Raw genomic sequence first — 26,502 nt, 5'->3', positions numbered from 1 at the left:
AGTCTTACGTGTAATCATCAATCAATCACAATCATGAAATCAACTTATTTGACCCTACTGCTATTGGTAGGCTTAAGCGCCCTTGCGCAAGAACCAAACAACCCAGAAAAAGTCCAAGCCAACGATTCGATCAAAACCAAGGTTACTACCCTTGATGAGGTAACCATTGCACAAAAGCGCAAATACATAAAAGTTGAATCCGACAAAACAACGGTTTCCATCAAAGACAACCCGATGGTGAGTAGCGGCAGTAGTTTGGATGCGATCAAAAAATTACCCGGTGTAATTACTTCGCCTACGGGCGAAATTTCGCTCAACGGTCGTGGTGTTCGTATTTTTATCGATGGAGCGCCCACCTCATTGGCGGGAACCGATTTGCAAAACTACCTGAGTTCACTCCCCGCCAATGCCATTGAAAAAGTAGAATTGATTTACAATCCCGGCGCTTCTTATGACGCCAATGCAAGTGGTTCAATCATTAATATTGTAACCAATGCCAAGCGCAAAGCGGGAATCAATGCCAGTATCAACATCAATTACAACTTCAACAAATACCAAAAACCAAGTCCACAAGTATTGGTCAATGGAAAATCCGGCAAATTGAGTTGGCAAACCATGACGGGCTACAACTATATTGAGGGAGAAAATCGCCGTCGTATCACCCAAACCTTTACTGCTTTTACACCTGATAAATTTTTGGATCAAGAAAATTTTGGGGTCAACATTTACCGCAACTTTTACTTTCGGGGAGGCACCAATTACCGTTTTAATGAGCGTTCCAATTTGTTATTCAATTACAATGTAAATGCCGCCAATGAACGCAGTCGTTTTGAAAACAGCACGTTGGGTGAAAATATTGATTACCGCAACAATGGCTTGTCCAAAAACAAGAGCTACAATCACGAGTTGAGTTTGCAGTTTAAACAAAAATTGGACACCATCGGTTCTTCTTTTGATGTTACCGCTTATTCTAATTTCTTGGATCAAAAACCCATATCGTCGGCTTCTGCTTTTGATTTTGCATCGTCAAACACCTTTACCAATACGAGTAATTCGGTTTTCCACTTGGACAATCATTATTTGAAATACGACTTTGTCTTTCCTATTCCGAAATGGAAGTTGACCCTTTCTACGGGAGGGAAATACAATTATTTGTCGGTGGTTCAAGATGGAAACTACTTTTTAAATAGTGTAACCCCCAATGTGATCACCTTCGACTATCGCGAGGATAATTTGGCCTTTTATGTAGAAGCGCGCCAACAATTTAAAAAATTGAGTCTGACCGCTGGGTTACGCTACGAAAACTTTCATATTGAACGTTTGACGAACACTTTAGCGCAAAAGGTAACGTTCACCAATCGAAATCTGTTTCCCAATTTGAGTGCGCTTTATGCCTTCACGGACCAATTGAATGTTTCGGCCTCGTATGCTAAAAAAATCAACCAACCGAATTATTTCTCATTGAATCCCAACAACAGTTCCAATTTTGACCAATTCAATGCTTCGCAAGGAAATCCATTGTTGAATCCAACGTTCTTGGACAATTTTGAATTGAAATTTACAGCCTTCCAATTTGTACAATTAGGGGCCAATTATACAATTAGTAAGGACAATAATTTATTTGTTTTCAGCGCAGACCCTACTGCCGCTACGCCTATTAGCAATGCCACGTTCCGTCAGTTTGAGGAGTTTAGAACCTTCAGTGCTTTTGCCAGTTTTCCTATTCCGTTGGATTATTTTTTTAAAGGAAAAGAAGAATTTCAAAAACGCATGAACAACATGGATCAAATGAATTACATTTTTGTGAATGTAAACTATATCAAGTCGGAATTACGAGGAGTTTCCCTGCCTTACGGGACCGAGGGGCTATTCAATTATGGGGCACAGGCGCAAATTATTTTGCCTTGGGGCATCAAAAATGTGATGAATTATTTCATTTTGCCGGGCAATGGGAACTGGGAAATCTACCGCATTACCAAACCCATTCAGCAATTTGATATTTCCTTCCACAAGGAGTTTATGGATAAAAAACTAAAAGTGGGTCTCCATGCGATGGATTTGTTTAATCAAAATAACATTAACGCGTTGGTGGCTGGAGAAAATTTGGATACGCGTTTCCGTGAGAAGATTGACTCACGCGTATTCCGAATTTCGTTGACGTATAATTTTGGTAATCTAAAACTTCAGAAAGAAAACACCGACATTCAAACGGAGAAAGTAAATGCTGGAGGCGGCTTACTGAAATAAATTTGAGGTTAGTGCATAAAAAACCCGATCGGTGGATCGGGTTTTTGTGTTTTAAGAAGCAATTTCTAATCGTTTCAGTAAGTTTTTATTCAACGCATGCTCGGCATAGGCTTGGTCTATCTCTAGATTTCGTTCGTCAGAGCCGGGTAGTTCGTACATAGCGTCGGTGAGAATGGCTTCGCAAAGCGAGCGCAATCCTCGGGCACCCAATTTGTACTCCAATGCTTTTTCAACAATATAATCGAGTGCTTCATGGGTCACCGTTAAGGCTACGTGATCCATCGCAAACAATTTTTCATACTGCTTGATTAAGGCATTTTTGGGTTCGGTAAGTATGGCCCGTAAGGTTGCTTTATCGAGTGGATCCATGTGGGTTAAAACAGGTAAACGACCAATGATTTCGGGAATTAAACCAAAATCTTTCAAGTCTTTGGGGGTAATGTATTGCAACAAATTATCCTTATCCACTGCTTCCTTCTTTTGGTTGCTGTACCCAACGGCTTGTCGATTTAAACGTTTTGAAATCACGCGTTCGATACCATCGAAAGCACCACCCGCGATAAATAGGATGTTTTGGGTATTGACCTCCACAAATTTTTGGTCGGGGTGTTTTCGTCCGCCTTTTGGGGGAACGTTGACCACGGTTCCTTCCAACAATTTGAGTAAGGCTTGCTGCACCCCTTCACCCGACACGTCGCGGGTAATGGAGGGGTTATCGCTTTTTCGTGCAATTTTATCAATTTCGTCAATGAAAACAATCCCGCGTTCGGCTTTGGCCACATCATAATCGGCGGCTTGAAGCAAACGCGTAAGAATACTTTCAACGTCTTCGCCCACATAACCGGCTTCTGTCAATACGGTGGCATCGACGATCGCTAAGGGCACATCCAACATACGCGCAATGGTTTTAGCCACTAAGGTTTTGCCGGTACCCGTTTGGCCGACCATGATGATGTTTGACTTTTCAATTTCAACTTCATCGGCTGCGTGGGGTTGCATTAACCGTTTGTAGTGGTTGTACACCGCTACGGAAAGTACTTTTTTGGTTTGTTCCTGACCAATGACATATTGATCCAAAAAGGAACGAATCTCTTTAGGGTGTTTCAATACCAAGTCGGCGGCCGATTTGGCGCTTGCTCCTGTACGAATTTCTTCCAATACAATGCCATGCGCTTGCTCGATACAGCGGTCACAAATGTGTGCGCTAATACCGGCAATCAACAAGTTTGTTTCGGGTTTTTTACGTCCGCAAAAAGAACATTCTAAAACTTCTTTAGCCATAATTGAGCTGCTGAGAAGCTGAGAAACTGAGAACCTGAGCGAATGAGGCTGAGAAACTCGGTTACTTAGCGACTTATTAAAAATTATCTGCGTAATACTTCGTCGATCATACCGTATTCTTTGGCCTCATCGGCAATCATCCAGTAGTCGCGTTCGGAGTCTTTGTATACTTTATCAAACGATTGTCCCGAGTGATTGGCAATAATATGGTACAATTCGTCTTTCAATTTCAACATTTCTTTCAAGTTGATTTCCATATCGGTAGCTACGCCTTGTGCTCCACCAGAAGGTTGGTGAATCATGACACGGGAGTGGGGTAAGGCTGAACGTTTCCCTTCGGCGCCGGCACACAAGAGTACGGCCCCCATAGACGCGGCCATTCCGGTACAGATGGTGGCTACATCGGGTTTGACATATTGCATGGTATCGTAAATTCCCAAACCGGCATACACGCTTCCGCCGGGCGAATTGATATAGATTTGAATGTCTTTGGAAGCATCAACACTTTCCAAGAAGAGCAATTGCGCTTGGATAATGTTGGCCACATAATCGTCAACGCCTGTGCCCAAAAAGATGATGCGGTCCATCATCAAACGGGAGAACACATCGAGTTGCGAAACGTTTAATTGACGTTCTTCAATAATATAGGGTGTCATACCGGCTACGATTTTGTCGTAGTAAAGGCTGTTGACCCCGTGCTTTTTCGTCGCAAATTTTTTAAATTCTTTTCCGAAATTCATAGGTTGTGATGAAATGAATTAATATTCTTTTTACTAGATGCGAAAAGGAGTACAAAGGTTGTACCGCTTTTCATAGAAATGCCAAAGTGACGGTTTTTAGGGAATTGCAGCCCGGATTGTCGTGAAGGTCACCGGAAGTGGCGGTCGTGTTGTTGTGGGAACAGCAGCGCGACCGAAGGAAGCGCCTGAGGGGCCGAACAACAACCGAGTGGCACGACGGTACCGAAACAAAAGCCGGAAATGCTGCCCAAAAACGGTAAGAACGTATTTAAAAAAAGCGTCAAAATCGAGGAGACTTTGACGCTCAAATATAGCAATATTATTTGAATTAGTGTTTCAACTCGCCGTACATCGCTTTTACGAAGTCTTCGTAGTTCACTTCTTTGGTTTTGGCTTTCACGTTGGTTTTGAACAAATCCAACATTTTTTGGTTCATCACTTGTTCGGACAAACGGCGCACTTCGTCTTGATTGGACATCACGCGGGCTACGATGCCTTGTACATCCTCGTCGGAGGGATCCATTTGACCGAATTGTGCCATTTGTTGTTTGATCAAACCGGAGGTGTAGTCTTTCAATTCGTCGAAGGTAATTTGAAGGTTGTTGTCCTTCATGATTTTACTTTCGATTAATTGGTAACGCAATCCTTTTTCAGAGCGTTCGTATTCGGCAGCAGCTTCTTCGGCCGAGATTGGATTTTCGCCGGTGGTTTGAATCCATTTTTTTAAGAATTCAGCGGGCAAATCAAATTTTGTAGCTTCTACCAAGAACTCCGTCACATCGTTCAAGAACTTTTGGTCGGCTTGTTGGGCGAATTGACGCTCGGCATCTTCTTTGATTTTTGCTTTTAACTCATCAACAGAAGTCACTGCTTTGGGTCCGAACAACCGATCAAACAATTCTTGATCTAAGGTAGCGGGCTCATATCCGATTACTTCATCAATAGTGAAGGTCACTTCGACATCCAATCCGTGTACGTCATCGTGACCGATATTGAGGACATCCATTAATTTATGATCGTCATTGAACAAGCCTTTTGTGTTTAAGGTCACTACGTCGCCTACTTTTTTACCCAAAATTGCTTTTACCGCTTTTTTGTCGGCAAGATCTTCTAGATCAAGCGTAGTGCGGTTGTTGATGCCACGCTCTACGTTGGCAAAAATACCGGCGACATCATTTCCTTCTTCAACTTTATCTTTGGCAATAACCTTTCCGTATTGTTTTTGAATGCGTGCGATTTGAGCGTTTAGCATCGTTTCGTCGGCAATCACATTATATTTTACTACGCTTGTTTTAGCGCCTAAATCAACGGAGAATTCAGGGGCAAGACCCAATTCGAATTCGAATTTAAAATCGTCAGTATCCCAATTAAAATCTTCCGTAACTTTAGGAAGTGGGTTTCCAAGGATGTCTAATTTCTCTTCCACCAAGTAATTGTTCAAACTTTCTTGCAACAATTTGTTCACTTCGTCCAATAATACTGCTTTTCCGTATTGTTTTTGGATTAACGTCATGGGCACAGCCCCTTTGCGGAATCCGGGGATGCTTGCATTTTTACGGTAGTTGGTTAACACTTCCTGTACTTTGTCTGCATAATCGCTTTTGTTCACTTCTACAGTCACTACTGCATTCAAAGCGTCCACATTATTTCTTGTAATATTCATGAGTTTGAACTAATTTTTAGTATATAAAATCGGGTTGCAAAAGTATAATTTTTCTGCAACCCGACCAAGTTTTAGGGTATTGATTTTTAAAGTCTTATTTTTTAAGTTCAGTCAACCGGTAAACAAGTGACTGCGAGAGCGAAAGCACCACACTAAAAAGCATGGCCCAACCGATATTCTTGACATCAAAACCGTCGACAAAATAATCGCAAAGCATGATCATCATTCCGTTGATGACGAGCAAAAATAAACCTAGACTAAACACGGTAATAGGTAAGGTAAAAAGGACGAAAATAGGTTTTACAAAAAGGTTTAACACCCCTAAAACTAGCGCTACAGTTAAGGCTGTAGTAAAGGCATCGACCACAATTCCTTTAAAAAAAGTAAGGAATAATCATCACCAAAAGAGCGGTAACTAACACACGCACAAGAAGTTTCTTCATAACATTAACACTTAATTGTTGGGTTTAAAGGTAAAAAAATTGTGTAAAAGAATAAAATTACTTAGATTTGCTTTGTAATTAATAAATTTATGTACATGAAAAAACTATTACTTTCTTTAACATTATTGGCTGGTTCTATGGCATCAGCACAAATTTTCCAAGAAAATTGGGATGGTAACGGACCTGGGGTTAGTGGATGGACTCTTTACAACCTTGACAACAGAACTCCTGTGGGACCTGACGGAACCGATGGTGAACCGCTATCGTTCCTTGTTCAGAATGCTTGGACAGTACTATCACTTGCTGACATTCAAGGTGCTAATCCTGATTATCCAGGTTACCCAGCAGCCGCAACAGGAATGGATGGTAACATTATTGCAAGTAACTCATGGTACACACCTGTTGGTGTTGCTAACGATTGGCTTGTATCACCTCTTATCACTGTACCCGCTGGAACAACTGGATTAAGCCTTAACTGGGCAGCAGTTAGTTTAGGTAGCGCCAATTTCTTGGAAGATTACCGCGTTTTGATTTCTCCAACGGGAGGTAATGCTGTGGCAAACTTTACTACGCTATTGCTTGATGTCAACAACGAGTTGAATACAGGTAGTTATAGAGAAGTGCCACTTCCAGCAAGTTTAGCGGGAACATCTTTCCGTATTGCTTTCCAAAATGATGGAAACGACCAATATGTAATGTTCCTAGACAACATTACTGTAACTGGTACATTATCAAACAGTGAGTTCTTAGCTAACAAATTCAATTTGTACCCAAATCCATCAAACAGCATCGTCAATATTTCTTCAGACGACGCTATTTTGATTGACAAAGTTGAGATTACTGACATCAATGGAAGAATTGTGAAATCTTTCAACGCTGATGCAACATCATCTACATCTATAAATGTGAGTGATTTAAATGCAGGCGTCTATTTCTTGAACATTTCTTCTGCGGAAGGTTTGGCTGTAAAAAAATTAATCAAAAACTAATTCAGTTTTGATAAATAGAAAAGGCTTCCCAACGGAAGCCTTTTTTTATGCCCTAAGGAACCCATTTATTCTTGCAAAAATCGTGCAGTGATCTCAAAGAACGATTTCGGATTTTCGGCATGAAGCCAATGCCCTACGCCGGGAATTGTGTCTAATACAGCTTGCGGAAAATGACGTTGAATGCCTTCCCAATCGGCATCTACGATATAGCGCGAATTTCCTCCCCGTAAAAATAAGGTAGGATTATTGAAAACCGTATGCTCGGGCAAAGCAGCGCCTACTGCTTCGATTTGCTCGTTAAATACTTTTAAATTAAAGCGAAAATCAAGCTGCCCGGGTGTTTTCCAATATACGTTTTTCATCAAAAACTGGCGCGTACCAAAATCAGGAATGTAGGGATACAACATTTCTTCTACTTGGGCACGGTCGGGTTGAATAGAAAAATCCACAGCATTGAGTCCGGCCAAAATATCGTGATGATGCGGCGCGTAATATTTGGGTCCGATATCGGCAACAACTAATTTCCGTACCCGATCGGGATGACGGACCGCCAACAACATCGCTACCTTTCCTCCCATAGAATGTCCGATGATGTCAAATGAATTCAACTGATATTCGTTGGCGTAGGCTACAACATCTTGCATCATCACTTCATAATTGAACGCGTCTGAGTGGAAGCTTTTGCCATGGTTTCGTAAATCGAGCAAATGGACTTGATACCCCAGCGATGCATATTGAGGCGCAAACGACTTCCAATTGTCTGACATTCCCATGAAACCATGAATAATAAGTAAGGGCTTACCTTCACCTTCAATCCTAGAGAACAACATGTTTTGAGAATTATGAGTTATGAATTATGAGTTATGAATTATGAGTTATGAATTATGAGTTATGAATTGAAAATTGTTTTTATTTCAATTTTTGAAGGTACATATTCACTACATTATCAAGACCAAAATACAAAGCTTCTGATATTAAGGCGTGCCCAATGGAAACCTCTAAAAGTCCGGGGATATTTTGCTTAAAAAACCGAATGTTCTCCAAACTTAAATCGTGCCCTGCATTCACGCCCAAGTCTAAATCTACCGCTCGTTGCGCAGCAGCAGCATAGGGCGTAATGGCGTGTTCATTTCCCAAAGCATATTGCTGGGCAAAGTGCTCTGTATACAACTCTATCCGATCGGTGCCGGTAGCTTTGGCCCCTTCAATCATTTTTAGATCGGGATCTACAAAAATTGAAGTTCGAATTCCCTGAGCCTTAAATACAGCTATCACCTCCTGTAAATACGATTGGTGGCGCACGGTATCCCAACCTGCTGAGGAAGTAATTGCCCCAACGGCATCGGGCACCAGGGTTACTTGCTCGGGACGGCATTCGAGAACGAGATCGATAAAATTATGCTGGGGATTTCCTTCGATATTAAATTCAGTAGTGACTACACCGCGCAAATCACGGGCATCTTGATAGCGAATATGCCGTTCATCGGGTCTTGGATGAATGGTTATCCCTTGGGCACCAAAACGCTGTATCGCGACAGCTGCCTCAACAACATTGGGCACATTTCCGCCTCGAGCATTACGCAACGTGGCTATTTTATTGATGTTGACACTTAGTTTTGTCATGGTATTTGTGGATTAATTATGCAAAAATACAAGTTAAAATCGGCACACCCGAACGAAAAAATTGATTATTTTGCATTAAATATCCTTCCCTATGACTGCCATCAATGATTACATCACCAACGATCATGCTGCCTTAGACAGTTTACAAACCGTTGCTGACGCGCAAGACTTTTTTTTGGAAGTTCCATTTTCCAATTTCCCTGTGCTGCAAGAAGGCATCTACATTGGCTGTATCGCCGCCGACGATGTAGAAACGTTTGACATGGACAAGCCGCTTTCAGACTACCGTTATGTTTTGGAAGGATTTTTTGCACGGAAAAGTATGATGTGGTTGGATGTTTTGGAGGTATTTGCAAAAAATCACACGAACATTGTACCGGTATTGGACGATGAAAACAATCAGTATTTAGGGTATTATGAGCTGGAGGATATTGTCAAATTTTTCCATGAAACGCCTTTTCTAAAAGAGCAAGGGGGAATTATTGTAGTTCAAAAAGGCTTAAACGACTATGCAATGAGTCAGATCGCTCAAATTGTAGAGAGTAATAATGCCAAAATGTTGGGGGCGTTTATCTCAGATGTGGCTGGAGACCAAGTGGAAATAACCGTCAAAATTGCCATTGGCCCCATGAACGACATTATTCAAACGTTCCGACGTTACAATTATACTATTGTTTCGGAACATCACGATGATATGTTTTTGAATAACTTGAAAGAACGTTCTGAATATTTGGATCGCTTTCTGAACATCTAATCTTATGAGAATCGCCATCTTTGGTCAGTATTACCAAAACGATACCCGTCCTATCATTCGTGATATTTTTCTTTTTCTAAATGAAAACCAAGTCGATTTAGTGATCGAGGCCGATTTTCTGACGATTTTATACGAACATGAATTGCTCAAAAAATCGTATAAAACATTTTCGTCGTATGAAGATTTAAAATCGGGATTTGACTTAATGATTAGTATCGGCGGCGACGGAACAATTTTGCGTGCCGCTACTTTTGTTCGTGATTTGGGTATTCCTATTTTAGGGATTAACGCGGGTCGTTTAGGATTTTTGGCTAAAGTTCAAAAAGAAAACATCAACGCATTTTTACAATTGGTATTGGAACGACGCTATACTATTTCTGAACGGACGTTGTTGGAACTTCAAATCACTCCTGACGAAGGTATAATCCCCACACTCAATTTCGCCATGAACGAGGTGACCATGAGCCGTAAAGACACCACTTCGATGATTACCATTGAGACCCATTTAGACCATGAATATCTTACCTCCTATTGGGCCGACGGTCTCATTGTGGCCACACCTACGGGAACCACTGGATATTCGTTGAGTTGCGGAGGTCCTGTACTAACGCCCGATGCCAAATGCTGGGTAATTACTCCCATTGCGCCTCACAACCTCAATGCACGACCTTTAGTTATTCCCGATCATACCACCATCCGTTTGCGCGTTTCAGGAAGGGAAGATCAATTTTTAGTATCCTTAGATTCCCGTTTGATTACACTGACCAAAGAACATGTATTAACCATACGGAAAAATGATTTTACGATTAAAATGGTCGAAATACAAGAGGAAAGCTTTTTAAAAACCTTACGCAACAAACTCCTTTGGGGGGAGGATAAACGAAATTAACACCTGTATTACACTACACTCTTTTTTTTGCCGTTAAACCCTTCGAACAGTGAATAGTTATAAAAAGAAGGTTTAACCGTGTAAAATATAATTTTTATTATTCAAAAGGGATGTTTATCTACTAATGATAATTATTATATTTGCACGCTATTTTCCATTGGATGAAACGAATATATATCGCGTTATTGGTATTGACTTTTTCTGGATTACAAGCGCAAATTCATGAAATTGGCGTGTTTGCAGGAGGAGCAAATTACATTGGAGAGGTAGGTAAAACAAATTACATCAATCCAAACGAACCCGTTTTTGGGTTTTTGTATAAGTGGAATAGAAGTCCGCGTCATTCCTACCGCTTCGCATTCAATTGGGGAAAAATTAGCGCCAACGATTTGGACTCCGATGTTCCTGGACGACAGCGAAGAGGAAATCGCTTTGAAAATTCAGTACGCGAATTGGCTGTAGGAATGGAATTCAATTTTTTTGAGTTCGACCTGCATGAAATGGACCGCCAATTTACGCCCTATGTATTCACAGGACTAACGTATACCTTTTATGATGAATTGTATACTGTGAATCGTGAAACTAGAACTGATAAAAGTAGTTCAACGCTTGCCATTCCGATGGTCGTGGGCATAAAAACGAATATTGCTGACCATTGGATTTTGGGCTTTGAAGTGGGTGCCCGTTATACGTTTTCTGACAACCTCGATGGAAGTCAACCCAAAAACAACCGGTATGCAGCACTTCGTTATGGCAATTTAGAAAGTAATGATTGGTATGTGTTTACGGGAGTAACCCTAACCTATACCTTTGGAAATAAACCCTGCTTTTGCGCAGACTAACTATGAGTTTACTACAACACGTAAATACCGATAATCTACCCAAGCACATTGCCATCATTATGGACGGCAACGGAAGATGGGCTAAAAAACAAGGTATGTTGCGCACTTTTGGCCATGAGCGTGGCACCAAATCGGTTAAAACTACCGTTGAAACTTGCGCGCGCTTGGGGATACAAAACCTCACGTTGTATGCTTTTTCAACCGAAAATTGGAACCGCCCCAAAATTGAAGTAGAAACGTTAATGAAACTTTTAGTTAAATCGCTTAAAACCGAACTTAAAACGTTACAATCCAACAACATTCGACTTAATGCGGTCGGATGCCTTGATTTACTGCCCAAAGGAACGCGCAGTGAGTTACTAGAAGTGATGGATAAAACCAAAAACAACAACCATATGACCCTCACTTTAGCCCTAAGTTACGGCTCTCGAGAGGAATTAATTCAAGTTGTTAAAAACATCAGCGACAAAGTTAAAAATAGTATAATTTCAATTGAGGCTATTGACGAATCCATTATTAATCAACATCTTTACACCCATGATTTACCCGATGTTGACTTATTAATTAGAACCAGTGGCGAGCACAGAATCAGTAATTTCTTGTTGTGGCAAATTGCTTACGCAGAGTTGTTTTTTACCGATGTATTGTGGCCTGACTTCACGGACGAGCATTTGTATGAAGCCATTATCAATTATCAAAAAAGAGAACGCAGATTTGGAAAAACCAGCGAACAGATTAACCCTTCCTAATATGAAAAATAGCTACTTATTATGGACCGCTATCCTACTATTAGGAGTGTTTCAAGCCCTTAATGCACAGAACACCGAACGAATTCCTTTCGACCAAGGAAAAAAATACATTTTAGGAAAAGTAAATGTTACCGGGAAAATTAGTTACAATGAACTCACCGTAGTCACCTTTGCCGGTTTAGAGAAAGGACAAGAAATTACGGTACCCGGGGAACAAATTAGTAATGCCATTAAAAAATTAGGGAAACTTGGTCTTTTTAGTGATATCGATTTTTATGCTAGTGAAATTCGGGGCGACACCATCGATTTGGAGTTGAACATTACAGAACTACCGAAACTAAATGACGTGCGAATTAATGGGGTTAAGAAAAATAAAATCGAGGACTTAATCAAAGAAAATGCGTTAACAAAAGGGAAAATTGTCAACGAAAACTTAATTACAACAACACGTAACTACCTCGAAAACAAGTATAAAAAAGAAGGATACTTTAACGCCAAAGTGTCTGTAAAGACTTCTCCCGTGGATTCTACTGTCAATCAAGTGAATATGATTGTGGGGATTGACAAAGGAGATAAAATCAAAATCAACCGCATCACCTTTGAAGGAAACGAAAAATTTTCAGACAAAAAGTTGCGAAAGGCCATGAAAGGCACGAAACAACAAAACCCAATCCGTATTTTCAAAGCTTCTAAATTTATTCGCAGTAAATTCAATGAAGATTTGGTATCTATTGTAGAAAAATACAAAGAAAAGGGATACCGTGATGCGCGTATAGTCTCCGATTCGGTGTGGTTGGATACCAAAAAGCAAAAACTAGCCTTGAACATCAAAGTAGAGGAAGGGCGAAAGTATTATTTTGGAAACATTAAGTTTTTAGGAAATTCCGTCTATTCTGACCAAGCGTTATCAGGTATGTTGGGCATCAAAAAAGGGGATACGTATAACGGTGTTCTCTTGGAAAAACGCATTTCCGATAAAAGTAAACCCGATGGCGATGATATTACCAACTTATACCAAAACAACGGATACCTCTTTTCTACGATCAATGCCGTAGAGGTAAAAACGGAGAAAGACTCCATTGACTTTGAAATCCGCGTTGTCGAAGGACCTATTGCGTATTTTAACAAAATCACTGTTGTGGGGAACGACAAAACGAATGATAAAGTCATCTATCGTGAATTGCGAACGAAACCCGGAGAAAAATACAGCAAAGAAGATTTGGTTCGAACTGTGCGTGAAATTGGCCAATTGGGATTCTTTGACCCAGAAGCCATCGACCCAAAATTCAAAAACGTTGACCCCACAGCGGGCACTGTAGATATTGAATATAATTTGGTCGAACGTGGCTCAAGTCAGATTGAACTCCAAGGAGGTTATGGGGGCGGTGGATTTATTGGAACCCTAGGACTTTCATTCAACAACTTTTCGATTGCCAATATTTTCAAGAAATCGGCTTACAAACCCTTGCCCATGGGTGACGGACAAAAATTAGCCTTACGTTTACAAGCGAGTACCTTCTTTAGAACCTATAGTTTTTCGTTCTCTGAACCTTGGTTTGGTGGAAAAAAACCTGTGAGTTTCTCGGCCTCCGTATCACAAAGTAAGCAATACCTTTTCTCGGGGTCGTTTAACAGTATTGACCGCTCGCGTAGTTTTGACATCACTTCGGTAACTATCGGTTTGGCAAAACGACTTACGATTCCCGATGACTTTTTTATTCTCTCAGGCAATTTAAGTTTCCAATATTACAACTTAAACAATTACAATACAGGACTTTTTACATTTGGTAATGGTACCTCTAGAAACTTTGGATTCAGTGTGGGTCTCACCCGAAACAACAAAGCAATCAACCCAATTTACCCGATTCGTGGGGCAGAATTTAGCATCAATGCCAAGTTTTCTCCACCCTATTCGTTATGGAACGGGGTAGATTATGGCGACCTTCCGAATCAAGCTGAATTCAAAAAACGATTTGACCCCAACACGATGACGGCTGATCCTAATGTAAATGTTTTACCTGCTGTCGGTGATTTCGTTACTCAAAATCCGAATACAGGACTATACACTCGGGTCGACACCTTCCAAGAGGCCGATGTGGATCAAGCCAAAGTAGACCAGAAGCGTTTTAACTGGTTGGAATACTATAAAATTAAGTTCAAAGCCGATGCCTATACCAAACTTCAAGGTAACTTGGTGTTGCGCAGTTTAACCGAATTTGGTTTCTTGGGAGCTTACAATCAAGAGCGCGGGGTTGTTCCTTTTGAACGTTTCTTTGTGGGAGGTGATGGTTTGGCCAACTTTGCTTTGGATGGCCGAGAAATTATTCAGTTACGCGGGTATCCCAACCAATCCTTATCCTCAAATGTAGGAGGAAGTATCTATAACAAATTCACGTTGGAGTTACGATATCCTATCACTTTAAAAGCCGCTGCCTCCATTTATGCATTAACTTTTTTAGAAGGAGGAGCCTCGTTCAACAATTTTAGAAGCTTTAATCCGTTTGCTATACAACGGTCAGCCGGTTTCGGTATTCGTGTGTTTATGCCTGCCTTTGGATTGTTGGGAATTGACTTTGCCCAAGGATTCGATTTTATTCCAGGAACCACACAAAAAGGAGGGTGGCAGACCCATTTTATTATTGGACAACAATTTTAGTATATTTGCTTAGGCTATGCTAACACAAACGGTTATGAAAAAACAGTTTTCGCTTCTTTTTTGGGTGCTTTTATCCGCCACACAATTGATTACAGCACAATCCCGTGGGATTAAAGTGGGCTATATCGATATGGAATATATCCTGGACAAAGTTCCTTCTTATGCGGAAGCAAAAAATCAATTGGAACAAAAAGCAGAAAAGTGGAAGCAAGAAATTGAAACCAAAAAAAATGACATTGCCAAACTTAAAGAAGCGCTAAAAACGGAACGTGTTTTATTGACCAAAGAGTTAATCGAAGAGCGTGAGGAAGAAATTGCTTTTCAAGAAAAAGAGTTAATCGATTACCAACAAAAGCGTTTTGGGCCCAACGGAGATTTAATCGTTCAAAAAGCCACCTTGGTAAAACCCATCCAAGATCAAGTTTTTAATGCCGTGCAGGATTTGGCGGAAGCACGAAAATACGATTATGTATTTGATAAATCTTCCGACTTAACAATGCTATTTGCAGCCAAAAAACATGACCTTAGCGACCGCGTCATTAGTGTTTTAACCCGTGCTGAACGGCGCCAACAAATGTCCAAAAAGCAACTTAAAGAAGAGGAAGCTAAAGAAAAATTAGAGGATATGATGGCTGACAATCCTGAAATGACGGAGCGTCAGAAACAAATGGAAGAGCGTAAAGCTGCCCGTCTAAAATTGATTGAAGATAAAAAAGCAGCCGCTGAAGCCCGTAAAAAAGAAGCAGATGAAAAACGCAAACAACAACTAGAAGAAAAAAACAATAAAAAAACTGGCACAGTTTCTGATACAGCCAAACCAACGGCTGCTCAAGACCCAAATGCCGCTCAGAAAAAAGAAGAAAAAACAGAAGCTGCCGCCGCTGAAAAAGAAAAACGCGATGAAGCACGCAACAAATCATTAGAAGAGCGTAAAAAAATTATTGATGAGCGTAAAAAAGCAGCCGAAGAAAAACGCAAACAACAGTTAGAAGCACGTGAAGCCGCCAAAAAAGCGAGAGACAGTGTGAAGACTGCAAAACCTTAAAATAAAATTGTTCACTAAATTAAATTAAAAATGATGAAACTATTCAAAAATGCCCTTTTAGCCGTAGTCGCTGTATTAGGAATGCAAACTGCTCAAGCACAGGCCAAAACCGCTCATGTGGATGTCAATGATATTACGTCGAAAATGCCTGCTATGATCGAAGCCCGTAAACAATTGGAAAAATTGGGCGAAAACTACAGTAAGGAATACAAAACTTTAGTAGAGGAATACCAAGCGAAAGCAAAAAAATATGAAGCAGAAGTAGCTACTGTATCCGATGCGGTTAACCAAACACGTCAACAAGAGATGCAAGATATGGGAAAACGTATCAGCGATTTCCAAGAAAATGCTCAAAACGACTTGCAAAAGAAAGAAGGGGAATTAATGAAGCCATTGGTAGACAAAATTAAAGCCTCTATTTCTAAAGTTGGAAAAGCAAAAGGGTACCAATATGTTATGGATGTATCTAGCTTATTGTTGGCAGACGGTCCAGACATTACCGCTGACGTAAAAAAAGACTTAGGATTTTAATTGAAATCCCTACAATACAACCCGAAGCTAACCCTTCGGGTTTTTTTATACCTTTGTGTATGGAGAATAATCAACCTATCGGCCTTTTTGATTCGGGAATTGGCGGGACATCCATTTGGAAAGCCATTCACCAACTTTTACCGCACGAAGAAACACTTTACCTCGCCGATAGTAAAAATGCTCCTTATGGCGTGAAATCCAAAGCTGAAATCATCGCTTTGAGTCGCAAAAACACCGAATTTTTATTGGACCACCATTGCAAAATCATTGTCGTCGCTTGCAACACTGCGACCACCAACGCCATTCAGGAATTACGCGCGAGTTATAACGTTCCATTTATCGGTATTGAACCCGCCATTAAACCCGCAGCCTTACATTCAAAAACCCATAAAATTGGAATTCTTGCTACGCAAGGCACCTTAAACAGCGCTTTATTTCACCAAAGCATGCAACAGTACCAAGATGTAGTTTTTGTGGAGCAAATTGGACACGGTTTGGTAGAACTTATAGAAAACGGTCAAATCGATAGTCCTGCGATGGAAACCCTTTTACACCAATATTTACATCCGATGATAGCCGCCAACATCGACTACTTGGTTTTAGGATGTAGCCATTACCCTTATTTAATTCCGCAAATTCTAAAGATTTTACCCCCACACATCACCATTATCGACTCGGGAGAAGCTGTAGCGCGTCAAACGCAACGGGTTTTGGAACAAACTGTAGGCTTACGAAAACCAACTACCCCACCCTCACACCGTTTTTTAACCAATACCGATCCACAGGTACTCGAAGCTATTTTAGACCATAAATACACTGTAATCCCCACTGATTTTTAATCCGTATCCCTATAACGCAGGAAAAGAAGTATCTTTGCCAAAAAGTAAGTGCATGCAACGTTCGAATTCCAACCGCTCTGGTAAAAAACCGACCTCAAATTCAAAATTTAATCGGGAATCCAAACCCCCACGAAAAACAGCTGCACCCAAAAAAGCAGCACCAGCTCCCAAAAGCAATCCCGATGAGATTCGCTTAAACCGATACATTGCCAACTCTGGGATTTGCTCCCGTAGAGATGCCGACATTTACATTCGTTCGGGTAATGTGAAAGTTAATGGGGAAGTGATTACTGAAATGGGGTATAAAGTCAAACCAGGGGATATTGTTAATTTTGACGGCACAGAAGTTAGCCCAGAAAAAAAAGAATATTACCTCATCAACAAACCCAAAAACTTCACGACCTCTGGCGATGATAGCGCAAACTCTCGCAATGTTTTGGAACTTTTAAAAGGAGTTTCCCGCGCCAAATTACAACCTGTGGGACGCATGGATAAAAACACTACAGGATTATTGCTGTTGACTAATGACAGTGACATTATACTAAAATTTTCAAAACCTCAACCCAAAGCCACCAAGATCTACCAAGTAAGTTTGGACCGTAACCTGAAGTATGAAGATTTGGAATCAATTGCTAAAGGAATTACCTTGGAAGGCCACCGCGTGAACGTGGATGAGATTAGTTACATAGAAAACCAACCCAAAACGGAAATCGGTATTCAACTCCGTACTGCCAATGTAAAAGTAGTGCGTGCACTTTTTGAAGCCTTAAAATATGATGTGCTTAAAGTAGACCGTGTTTCGTTTGCTGGATTAACAAAAAAGAACTTACCCCGTGGATTTTTCCGACCGCTAACCGAACAGGAAATTATCAACCTTAAAAATATTTAATACTATGCGTACAGTGGGAGCACTCTATGTTTCATCTGTAAAAGATTACTCTATTGAATTTTACAACGTGCTGATTGACTATGCCCCTCGCCTAGTTTCGTCATTAGTTGTATTGGTTTTAGGACTCTATGCAATTCGTTTTATAACCCGTTTGGCCAAAAAAATCATGGCCCGAAAAGAAATGGAAGTCACGTTGGCTGAGTTTCTATCGAGTTGCCTCTTGTGGGGACTGCGCGCCTTGCTTTTTGTCACCTTTATTTCCCGCCTTGGCATTGAAACTACCTCATTTGTCGCCATTCTCGGGGCAGCAGGCTTAGCCATTGGAATGTCTCTTCAAGGGTCATTGGCCAATTTAGCCGGGGGTGTACTGATCATTCTTTTTAAACCTTTTCGTGTAGGTGATGTGATTGAAGCACAGGGCGCAAGTGGCATGGTGACCGAAATACAAATATTCGTTACCAAACTTATTTCGGGAAATAACCAAACTATAATGATTCCCAATGGAATTTTATCCAACGGAATTATTACCAATTTTTCGATTGCGGGTAAAAGAAGAGCAGACTTAGTCTTTTCGCTTTCGTATGAAACCAATATCAAAGCTGCCAAAGAAACCGTTTTACAAGTCATGCAAAACCATCCAAAAGTGCTTAAAGATCCTGCACCAGAAGTGATTGTTAAAGATTTATCGGATAGTGCCATTCACTTAGGAATTCGTCCTTGGACCCTAAATGATGATTTTGGGGAAGTGTGTTCCGATATCCTTGAGCAATGTAAAGCGGCTTTTGATGCGCAAAACATTACCATTCAGCCTTTCGTTCGTGAAAATCCAGCTTAGAGCTTAGGGATTTACCATAAAGTTTTTGAGGTAAAACGGCTCAAAATACGCCACATCTTCGAACTGTTTTTCTTGGTAAAGGGTTGCTGCAAGTTCAGCCATAGTTTGCGCAGAGGGGAATGTAATGGCTTCCAAAAATTGAAAACGCGGCTGGGAAAGTACGGTTTTGGCTTTGGGCAAACAATCGCCTACAAACGTACAAGGCCCGGGCCATGCTTCAAAAGATGTTTCACTTAAAATCATCGCTTCTACCGCACTTAACGGTTTCCCATACGCGTCAAAAACCGCTGTATATACCTCCATGCGACGCGCATCGATAAGCGGAATGATATAACCTTCATCTACTGAAGTCGCATGAGCGAGAATTTGTAACGTAGACACGCTAATCAATGGAATTTGCAAGGCGTAACACAATCCTTTGGCTGCCGAAACACCAATACGAAGTCCGGTATACGATCCAGGGCCTTTACTCACCGCAACGGCATTCAATTCGGACGCCAAGACCCCAGCCTCCTGAAGAACATCTTCTATAAATACATGGAGCTTTTCAGCATGGGTATAGCCCTCTTCAGCATGTTCTCGTACTGCGATTACCTGACCGTCTCGGACTAAGGCTACTGAACAATTTCGGGTAGCCGTTTCCAAACACAACAATAAAGCCATGAGGAATTAAACTTTTGATTTAAGTTTCACTTTATCGCCCGAATTTAAGTCCTTGGAGACGGTATTGTAAGGTCCGATAATGACTTCATCGCCTTTTTTCAATCCCGTAAGAATTTCGATATTGGTATCGTCTTGAATACCCGTTTTTACCACACGGATTCGGGCTTTGTCTTTGACCTTTACGAAAACACATTCTAGTTTTTTATCCGACTTCGATTTTACTTTTTCTGTTTTGGCGGCTTCCTCATCTTCGGGAACATCTAGTATAGATTTGGGCAGTGTATCTGATTTAACCACAACAGCACTGATCGGTACGCCTATGATTTTTTCTTTCCGTTTGGTAATGATATCAACAGTAGCTGTCATTCCTGGGCGAAAAGGTGAATACGTTGCGGGTTTCCCTTTTAGTAAATCTTCATACGACTCTTTAAGAATTCGCACTTTTACTTTGAAATTGGTCACCTGATCGGCGGTCGTTCCGGTACTGGCTGAGTTTGATATACTGGTGACTACCCCTTTAAATTCTTTTTTCAAATACGCATCGACTTGGATATTGGTCTCATCACCGATATTGACTTTTACGATATCATTTTCATTCACATCGACTTCAACCTCCATATTGTTTAAATTGGCCACGCGAAGCAATTCGGTTCCAGCCATTTGTTGGGTTCCTAAAATCTTTTCTCCTAACTCAACATTGAGTACCGAAATTGTACCATCGGCGGGTGCATAAATGGTGGTGCGGCCTAAGTTATCCTTGGCTTCGACGACTGAGGCATTAGCACTCTGTACGTTGTAATACGCCGATTGTTTGTTGGCTTTGGCTACTTCAAAGGCTGCAATCGCTTTGTCCCAATCGGCACGAGAAATGATTCCTTTTTCAAACAATGATTTGCTGCGCTCATAACTCGCTTGCGCCTCTTTAAAAGAAGCATCTGCTTGTGAAAGTCCCGCCTTGGTTCCCGCATAATTGGAAACGGTGCGGTTTAACCCGGAGGTATAAATGTCGGGGTTAATTTTGACCAACAAATCTCCTTTTTTCACAATTTGCCCCTCTTTTACGGGTAAAGCAATAATTTCTCCTGACACTTGAGAAGATACTTTCACTTCAATTTCGGGTTGTATTTTTCCTGTAGCCGAGACCGTTTCGATAATCGTTATTTCATCTACTTTGGCCACTTCCACTTCTTTCAATTCTTCACGGCTACCAAAAACACCTTTGGAAGACAACACCATTAATACGATGATTACTCCTAAGACAATACCACCCCATAAAAAGATTTTTTTTCTACTCATGATTGTTATAATTTCTCCACAATGGGAATTCCAAAATAAAATTCGACAACTTTAACTTTAAAAATATAGTCATACTTCGTACGTACCAAATCCGATTGCGCATTGGTGTACAAGGTTTGCGCTTGACTCAACTCAAAACTATTAGAAAGTCCAACATTAAAACGCTCTTTTGCATAGTCAAAGGCCAATTTTCTTGCATTCAGGGCCGTTTGCGCCGATTCATAAGCTTGTAGCGCTCCTTTGGCATCCGTGATGGCTGTATAAACGGTTCGCTCCAAATCGAGGGAAGTTTGTTTTTCATTGGTTCGGGCGCGTTCTAAAGCGATTCGTGCCCGTGTCACCGCATTGGAAGACCGGAATCCATTTAAGATGGGAATCGTCATTTGAACCCCAAAACTATTCCCTTTAAATTGACTAAACTGATCAAAATAGGGCAATGGATTTCCTTGAATGGGAATAAAATTAGGCGCCACTACCGCTTCGCCGGTACTTGGAACAAATCCGATGGTATTAGTAGGATTGTTGGGGTCGACTATAAAACTGGAAATACGCCGTTGATTGGAAGCACGGGTACTGAAACTATAAAATCCGTTGATGCTGGGTTGCAAGGCCCCTTTGGAAATCTTCAAATCGCGTTCGGCAGCCTCTAAATTGGTACGTGCAATTTTCAACTCCACGCGTTCTCCCAAAGCTTTTTTGACAATCGTTTCTGGACTTTCTGAGAGTGTTGGACTCAACGACGGCTCATAGTTAGCCTCAGCAATATCAAAATTGCGAAAATCATCCAATTGCAGCAATTGCGCCAAACTTAATTTGGACAAAAACAACGTGTTTTGTGCGGCAATTACCCGTTGGCGATCGGCTGCTACTGTAGCTTCTGCATCGAGTAAGTCGCCACGTGGAATCATCCCCGATTTAACCATTTCACTTGCACGAAGCAACTGTTTTTCATCATTGGCCAATTGCTCTTGTTGTACTTTTAAATTTTCTTTATTAAAAAGAATTTGCAAATACGAATTGGCAACGTTCAACGCTACATCGTCCTGCATTTTATTCAACTGATATTGTGCGGCCAAAATGGTTAATCGGGCGCGCTTCAATTGATTCATATTTTGTAACCCGTTGTAAATCGCCACACTTGAATTAAGTCCGGCAGACGTGAACTGAATGGTTTGATTTTCCAACAAACCCGTGGTGATATTTTGGTTCAAACCAATATTCCACGAATGGGAGGCACTGGCATTTAGGGTAGGTAAAAAATTACCTATCGCATCTTTTTTAGCGACACGTCCATTTTGCAAATCCAGTTCTGATTGTTTGATAGAAATATTATTTTTCAATGCATAATCAACACATTCACGAAGCGTCCAGGTTTTGGTTTGTCCCCACCCCTGAAAGGCGCTACACAAAAACACCCATAGCACGGTTTTTATAATCCATTTATTCATAAACCTCTGAAGATTTCTTGGAACAGCAAAAGTAGAAGAACTGCTTTAATTCCTATCCAATTTTGTTTGCTTATCAGACGTCATTCCGCTTTTTTTGTTACATTCACATCCAAATTAATTTCGTTTTTCATGAAACTACGTTACCTCGTATTGCCGCTTGTTCTCTGTCTTATCACCACCTCATGTTCGGGTCCTCAAAAAATTTTGGCCGAAAAACCCGTTCGCAGCAACAATCCCGACTTTGCCTACAAAACAACGAGTTCGATGGTGAGCATGCCGCTGGAGATTACGCTTACTGAAATTGAAAAGCAATTGAATAAAACCCTTGCCGAATTGGTGTATGAAGACCCTAATTTGCAAGACGACAACATTCAAATGAAGATCTGGAAAACAGCCCCTATTCGCTTGCAAGAAAATCAGGGGAAAATTAAATCGGTGCTCCCCCTAAAGATTTGGGTCAATTATAAGTATGGCACTGATTTTCTGGGATTAAATGACACCAAAGAATTTGATTTAAACGGCGTAATTACCTTGAGCAGTCAAGTGCAACTCTCCAATTGGAAACTAAGAACCCAGTCGATTATTGAGGACATCGCGTGGCAGGAGAGTCCCACGATGACTGTGGCTGGTAAAAAGGTTCCGATAACGTATTTGATTAGTCCTGCTTTATCGTTGTTTAAGAAAAAGATTGCCCAAAAAATCGATGAAGCCATTACTAAATCCTGTGATTTTAAACCCTATGTGCTAAATGTATTAGAAACCCTTAGTAATCCTATCCTCACTAGTGAAACTTACCAAGCTTGGTTTAAATTGCAACCCAATGAAGTTCAAGTTACCGATGCTATTTTGGACAAAACCAAGATTACCATGAACCTGGGATTAAAATGCGGCATGACGACTTGGGTGGGACAGCAACCCAAAAAAGGGATTGACCGTGAAAGCATCGGATTCAAATCGGCACGAATGGTGGGAGATAAAACCGTAGTTAGTATTGCCGCGATTACAACCTATGACAATGCCTCAAAAATCATAACAGGTAATTTTAAAGGGCAAGAATTTAAGTCCGGTTCACGCGTGATAACAGTTCAAAATGTTGAATTATGGGGCAAAGATGGCCGTATGATTATTGCATTGGACTTAGCGGGCAGTCTCAACGGGACCATTTATTTGAGTGGGATACCCAAATATGATGCGGTTTCCAAAGAAATTTACTTTGAAGAAATGGACTATGTGTTAAACACGAAAGGGATTCTAACCAAGACTGCAAATTGGTTGTTGCAAGGATACATTTTACGCAAAATACAAGCGCAATGCCGCTACTCGATACAGCCTAACATGGAGGAGGGAAAAAAGAATCTTTTAACTTACCTAAACAACTATTCGCCCATGAAAGGCGTGTTTGTGAATGGATCGATTTTGGAGTTGGACTTTGATAAAATAGAACTCACGGACGATTTTATCATTGCTTTCATTAATGGAAGTGGAAAAATGAATGTCCGTGTAGACGGAATGGATTAAGTCGTCTTGACCTTTTTCCGACGAAACATACTGTATACCACATAGCCCACTACAGCCACAAGAATATACGGAAACACCATAAGGTAAACGATTCCGTCATTGACTGCTTCGGCTTTGACCACATTTCCTGAACTTTCTAAAGACGCTCGACACATGGCACACTGTCCTTGGGCTGACGGAGTTGTCGAAAGGAGCAGAAAAAGTGCGAAAAACAAACGATTATTAATGCGCATAATACGGTGCAATCATTACATATACAATAACACCCGTCACGGCTACATACAACCACAACGGAAAAGTGATTTTGGCCAATTTACGGTGGCGGTCAAACTGTTGCGATAAGGCGCGAACATAGGTAAATAAAACCAAAGGAATGATCGCTACCGACAAAACGATATGACTTATCAAGATAAAGAAGTAAACATAGCGAATGTCTCCTTCACCGCCAAACTTAGTCGATTCGGAAGTAAGATGATAGGCAACATACATCACCAAAAACACGACAGAGCAAGCAATCGCAGCAGTCATCAAACGCTCATGTGTTTTGCGATTTCCATTTTTTATTGCAAGCACCGCCCATACCAACAATACTGCTGTAACCGCATTGATTCCTGCATAAATAGGCGGTAAAAAAGAGAGCGGTTCTACATTGATTCCAAAGTCCTTCAACTTGAAAGAAAACAATACCGCGACGACAATCGGGATAAGAATAGAAACAACGATAATCGGTGTTTTAAATTTAGTTTCTAATGTAGGTTTAACGTCCATAATTATTCATTTAATAAGCGTTGTATGTCTTCACTGATGGCTTTAATGCCAGGGGCTTCCAAACCGTCGTAATACAAAATCGGATTTCCTTGAGCATCGCGACGGCAGCGTATATTTCCTTTTTTATCGATCAATGCAAACAAACCAGAATGCTCAAAACCGCCATTGACTTTGTCTTTGGATTCCCCAGCATAAATGTTAAACCCTTTATTGGACAAATCAAAAATAGTTGCTTTATCTCCCGTTAGAAAATGCCAATTTTTCATGGTAACCCCTAATGATTGTGCATGTTCTTTCAATACTTCTGCAGTATCTTTTTCAGGATCTATGGTTATCGAAGCGATGGCAAAATCGGGATTCTTACCAAATTGCTGTTGTAATTTCAACATATTTTTATTCATCACTGGGCAAATACTTGGACAACTAGCGAAAAAGAATTCTAAAACGTAGACTTTTCCTTTGTATGAATCCTGAGTAATATTTTTATTGTCTTGGTTAGTAAGTGAAAATTGGGGTACTTGCCCCATCACAACCAAGGTCTTTTTGGCTGCTTCATCTTTGATTTCATTGGACAAACTCATACGGTCATTTTGAACGGTTTGTCCATTTTTAATGCGATCAACGATTTTGGGTATAAAAATTATCCCGAAAATCAAGATAATAAACGATATACCGATATACGATTTGTTTTTCATACTAGATTTTTCGATTGGCTTTGTTATTCTTTTTAAGAGCTAAACGGTATTCTGCGAGAATGACTTTCACATCATCGATCATGTTATTATAAAGGTCGGATACTTTAAAGGTATTATACCCCTCTTGGTATTCCTCTTCCCCTTTTTTATTTTTCCCTTTTCGTCCTCTCAAATTGCGCTTCTTATCTACAATATACACGTTGGGAGTACCTAATTTTTCATTGAGACTGCCCTGTAATTGTAATTTGCTGTAGTAGCTTTTTATCGATTCGGGGGAGCCAAAAACAAACCACCAATTTTCCTGAGGCCCTAACTTCTTTAAACTGGTTTGTAACTTGGTCACTTCAGCCTCGGTCCCTTCGGGAAAAACCATCACCATTTGGAAGTCCTTAAACTCTTTGTTGCGGGCATAAATTTTTTCATACAAATTAAAAAAACCGCCTTTGTGGTGCTCGACATCATAACCGATAAATCCTAAGATGGTAATTTTATTGTTTAAGGTCACTGATTTCCCTTCTGTGGTTTTCCATTCTTGAAGGTCAGGAATAGTAGGGGTAATAGTAGGTAACTTCGCAAAGCTGTTGACGCCAGAGGCAAAGAACAAGTAAGCCACGATGGGCAAAACAAAAAGGACGAAGAGCACTAAATTCTTTTTCATGAACTAAACAAGTTGCTTACAAAATTAAAAAAAAGGTACGCTATTGCGTACCTTCAACTGTAATTAATATGCTGTTAAAAATTCCATTTAATCGTGGCATCTCTAAACACGGTGAAGACATAGAATCCCTCAGTTAGAAGAATGAATGTTAAATAGAGAATTAAGAAAATACCTGTCCAAACTACGGCTCTTCGCAAAGCTTTTGTTTCACCTTCCATGTGCATGAAAGCCCACACAATGTAGTATGCCTTCACTAACGTTAGGATGATGAAAATCCAGTTCAGTAAATTCATGGATAAAAAGTTCGAGTGGAATAATGATTTTGGCTTTTCAATCCCTAACCATACTTCGACAATAGTAATAATGGAAAGAATACCGAAAACAACCCAGATGCGTTTTGTATTTGATGTATGCTCGTGTGCCATGATTCGCTTTTAATTA

General features: G+C 40.6%; 27 protein-coding genes. 13 read left to right on the top strand and 14 right to left on the bottom strand.

Going from position 1 to position 26,502, the window contains the following annotated elements; all coding sequences use genetic code 11:
* The first annotated feature begins 33 nt into the window (after nt 1–33).
* Complete coding sequence (locus tag O9316_RS00830; RefSeq protein ID WP_298203809.1) at nt 34–2,247, top strand: TonB-dependent receptor; 2,214 nt, start codon at nt 34–36, stop codon at nt 2,245–2,247.
* A 51-nt stretch (nt 2,248–2,298) separates the two neighbouring features.
* Here the strand turns inward: O9316_RS00830 and clpX are convergent, their stop codons facing one another.
* From clpX to O9316_RS00810, 4 genes are all read right to left on the bottom strand, one after another.
* Entirely contained in the window at nt 2,299–3,528 is a 1,230-nt protein-coding gene (gene clpX, locus O9316_RS00825) for an ATP-dependent Clp protease ATP-binding subunit ClpX (RefSeq protein WP_298203810.1), read from the bottom strand.
* Between the two features lie 83 nt (nt 3,529–3,611).
* Nucleotides 3,612–4,268 (bottom strand): ATP-dependent Clp endopeptidase proteolytic subunit ClpP, encoded by a 657-nt coding sequence (gene clpP, locus O9316_RS00820; protein ID WP_298203811.1) that lies wholly within the window; start codon nt 4,266–4,268, stop codon nt 3,612–3,614.
* Between the two features lie 328 nt (nt 4,269–4,596).
* Nucleotides 4,597–5,931 (bottom strand): trigger factor, encoded by a 1,335-nt coding sequence (tig, locus tag O9316_RS00815; RefSeq protein WP_298203812.1) that lies wholly within the window; start codon nt 5,929–5,931, stop codon nt 4,597–4,599.
* Nucleotides 5,932–6,025: 94 nt separating this feature from the next.
* On the bottom strand, nt 6,026–6,298 hold the full coding sequence (locus O9316_RS00810; RefSeq protein ID WP_366941505.1) for a phage holin family protein: 273 nt from the start codon (nt 6,296–6,298) through the stop codon (nt 6,026–6,028).
* A 171-nt stretch (nt 6,299–6,469) separates the two neighbouring features.
* Between O9316_RS00810 and O9316_RS00805 the strand changes: the two genes are divergently transcribed.
* Nucleotides 6,470–7,363 carry a T9SS type A sorting domain-containing protein gene (locus O9316_RS00805; protein WP_298203814.1) on the top strand — a complete coding sequence of 298 codons (894 nt, stop codon included), beginning with the start codon at nt 6,470–6,472 and terminating at the stop codon, nt 7,361–7,363.
* 65 nt (nt 7,364–7,428) lie between these two features.
* On the opposite strand, the gene O9316_RS00800 is transcribed toward O9316_RS00805, so the two are convergent.
* Both O9316_RS00800 and O9316_RS00795 read right to left on the bottom strand, forming a co-directional pair.
* The gene (locus tag O9316_RS00800) at nt 7,429–8,193 is read right to left on the bottom strand and encodes an alpha/beta fold hydrolase (protein WP_298203815.1); all 765 of its coding nucleotides are present in this window, start codon (nt 8,191–8,193) and stop codon (nt 7,429–7,431) included.
* A 79-nt stretch (nt 8,194–8,272) separates the two neighbouring features.
* Nucleotides 8,273–8,986: a pyridoxine 5'-phosphate synthase gene (locus tag O9316_RS00795; protein ID WP_298203816.1), complete on the bottom strand. Its 714-nt coding sequence runs from the start codon at nt 8,984–8,986 to the stop codon at nt 8,273–8,275.
* Nucleotides 8,987–9,077: 91 nt separating this feature from the next.
* Between O9316_RS00795 and O9316_RS00790 the strand changes: the two genes are divergently transcribed.
* The 10 genes from O9316_RS00790 (at nt 9,078) to O9316_RS00745 (ending at nt 19,015) form a co-directional block, all read left to right on the top strand.
* Nucleotides 9,078–9,740, top strand: coding sequence for a CBS domain-containing protein (locus O9316_RS00790; protein WP_298203817.1), 663 nt, complete (start codon nt 9,078–9,080; stop codon nt 9,738–9,740).
* A 4-nt stretch (nt 9,741–9,744) separates the two neighbouring features.
* The gene (locus tag O9316_RS00785; RefSeq protein WP_298346873.1) at nt 9,745–10,629 is read left to right on the top strand and encodes an NAD kinase; all 885 of its coding nucleotides are present in this window, start codon (nt 9,745–9,747) and stop codon (nt 10,627–10,629) included.
* A 161-nt stretch (nt 10,630–10,790) separates the two neighbouring features.
* Nucleotides 10,791–11,471, top strand: coding sequence for a DUF6089 family protein (locus O9316_RS00780; RefSeq protein ID WP_298203819.1), 681 nt, complete (start codon nt 10,791–10,793; stop codon nt 11,469–11,471).
* A gap of 2 nt (nt 11,472–11,473) precedes the next feature.
* Nucleotides 11,474–12,220, top strand: coding sequence for an isoprenyl transferase (locus O9316_RS00775; RefSeq protein WP_298203820.1), 747 nt, complete (start codon nt 11,474–11,476; stop codon nt 12,218–12,220).
* 1 nt (nt 12,221) lies between these two features.
* A complete protein-coding gene (locus O9316_RS00770) occupies nt 12,222–14,876 on the top strand; it encodes a POTRA domain-containing protein (protein ID WP_298203821.1) in 2,655 nt (884 codons plus the stop codon).
* Nucleotides 14,877–14,910: 34 nt separating this feature from the next.
* Nucleotides 14,911–15,921 carry an OmpH family outer membrane protein gene (locus O9316_RS00765; RefSeq protein ID WP_298203822.1) on the top strand — a complete coding sequence of 337 codons (1,011 nt, stop codon included), beginning with the start codon at nt 14,911–14,913 and terminating at the stop codon, nt 15,919–15,921.
* Between the two features lie 33 nt (nt 15,922–15,954).
* Entirely contained in the window at nt 15,955–16,452 is a 498-nt protein-coding gene (locus tag O9316_RS00760; protein WP_073363508.1) for an OmpH family outer membrane protein, read from the top strand.
* A gap of 59 nt (nt 16,453–16,511) precedes the next feature.
* Nucleotides 16,512–17,291, top strand: a complete 780-nt coding sequence (murI, locus tag O9316_RS00755; protein ID WP_298203823.1) for a glutamate racemase — start codon at nt 16,512–16,514, stop codon at nt 17,289–17,291.
* A 52-nt stretch (nt 17,292–17,343) separates the two neighbouring features.
* On the top strand, nt 17,344–18,180 hold the full coding sequence (locus O9316_RS00750) for a pseudouridine synthase (RefSeq protein ID WP_298203824.1): 837 nt from the start codon (nt 17,344–17,346) through the stop codon (nt 18,178–18,180).
* Nucleotides 18,181–18,184: 4 nt separating this feature from the next.
* On the top strand, nt 18,185–19,015 hold the full coding sequence (locus O9316_RS00745) for a mechanosensitive ion channel domain-containing protein (RefSeq protein WP_298203825.1): 831 nt from the start codon (nt 18,185–18,187) through the stop codon (nt 19,013–19,015).
* A 3-nt stretch (nt 19,016–19,018) separates the two neighbouring features.
* Here O9316_RS00745 and tsaB read toward each other — a convergent pair whose 3' ends face one another.
* Genes tsaB through O9316_RS00730 form a run of 3 tightly spaced genes read right to left on the bottom strand, consistent with a single transcriptional unit; the run spans nt 19,019 to nt 22,422 of the window.
* Entirely contained in the window at nt 19,019–19,678 is a 660-nt protein-coding gene (gene tsaB / locus O9316_RS00740) for a tRNA (adenosine(37)-N6)-threonylcarbamoyltransferase complex dimerization subunit type 1 TsaB (RefSeq protein ID WP_298203826.1), read from the bottom strand.
* Between the two features lie 6 nt (nt 19,679–19,684).
* On the bottom strand, nt 19,685–20,974 hold the full coding sequence (locus tag O9316_RS00735) for an efflux RND transporter periplasmic adaptor subunit (RefSeq protein ID WP_298203827.1): 1,290 nt from the start codon (nt 20,972–20,974) through the stop codon (nt 19,685–19,687).
* Nucleotides 20,975–20,979: 5 nt separating this feature from the next.
* Nucleotides 20,980–22,422 carry a TolC family protein gene (locus O9316_RS00730; protein WP_298203828.1) on the bottom strand — a complete coding sequence of 481 codons (1,443 nt, stop codon included), beginning with the start codon at nt 22,420–22,422 and terminating at the stop codon, nt 20,980–20,982.
* A gap of 129 nt (nt 22,423–22,551) precedes the next feature.
* Between O9316_RS00730 and O9316_RS00725 the strand changes: the two genes are divergently transcribed.
* A complete protein-coding gene (locus O9316_RS00725) occupies nt 22,552–23,940 on the top strand; it encodes a DUF4403 family protein (RefSeq protein ID WP_298203829.1) in 1,389 nt (462 codons plus the stop codon).
* On the opposite strand, the gene O9316_RS00720 is transcribed toward O9316_RS00725, so the two are convergent.
* The 5 genes from O9316_RS00720 to O9316_RS00700 form a co-directional block, all read right to left on the bottom strand.
* Nucleotides 23,937–24,173 (bottom strand): hypothetical protein, encoded by a 237-nt coding sequence (locus O9316_RS00720; protein WP_298203830.1) that lies wholly within the window; start codon nt 24,171–24,173, stop codon nt 23,937–23,939. The two genes, O9316_RS00725 and O9316_RS00720, sit on opposite strands and share 4 nt — an antisense overlap.
* Complete coding sequence (locus tag O9316_RS00715) at nt 24,163–24,708, bottom strand: DUF420 domain-containing protein (protein WP_298203831.1); 546 nt, start codon at nt 24,706–24,708, stop codon at nt 24,163–24,165. The genes O9316_RS00720 and O9316_RS00715 overlap by 11 nt, the downstream gene beginning before the upstream one ends.
* A 2-nt stretch (nt 24,709–24,710) precedes the next feature.
* Nucleotides 24,711–25,403 carry an SCO family protein gene (locus O9316_RS00710; RefSeq protein WP_298203832.1) on the bottom strand — a complete coding sequence of 231 codons (693 nt, stop codon included), beginning with the start codon at nt 25,401–25,403 and terminating at the stop codon, nt 24,711–24,713.
* Nucleotide 25,404: 1 nt separating this feature from the next.
* The gene (locus O9316_RS00705) at nt 25,405–26,061 is read right to left on the bottom strand and encodes a hypothetical protein (protein ID WP_298203833.1); all 657 of its coding nucleotides are present in this window, start codon (nt 26,059–26,061) and stop codon (nt 25,405–25,407) included.
* A gap of 74 nt (nt 26,062–26,135) precedes the next feature.
* Complete coding sequence (locus O9316_RS00700) at nt 26,136–26,486, bottom strand: cytochrome C oxidase subunit IV family protein (protein ID WP_287784528.1); 351 nt, start codon at nt 26,484–26,486, stop codon at nt 26,136–26,138.
* Nucleotides 26,487–26,502: the final 16 nt, after the last annotated feature.

This window comes from Flavobacterium sp., from assembly GCF_027533505.1.
GTDB lineage: Bacteria > Bacteroidota > Bacteroidia > Flavobacteriales > Flavobacteriaceae > Flavobacterium.
Note: the sequence above shows the minus strand (reverse complement) of the source record. Positions and strands in the feature narration are given on the sequence as shown.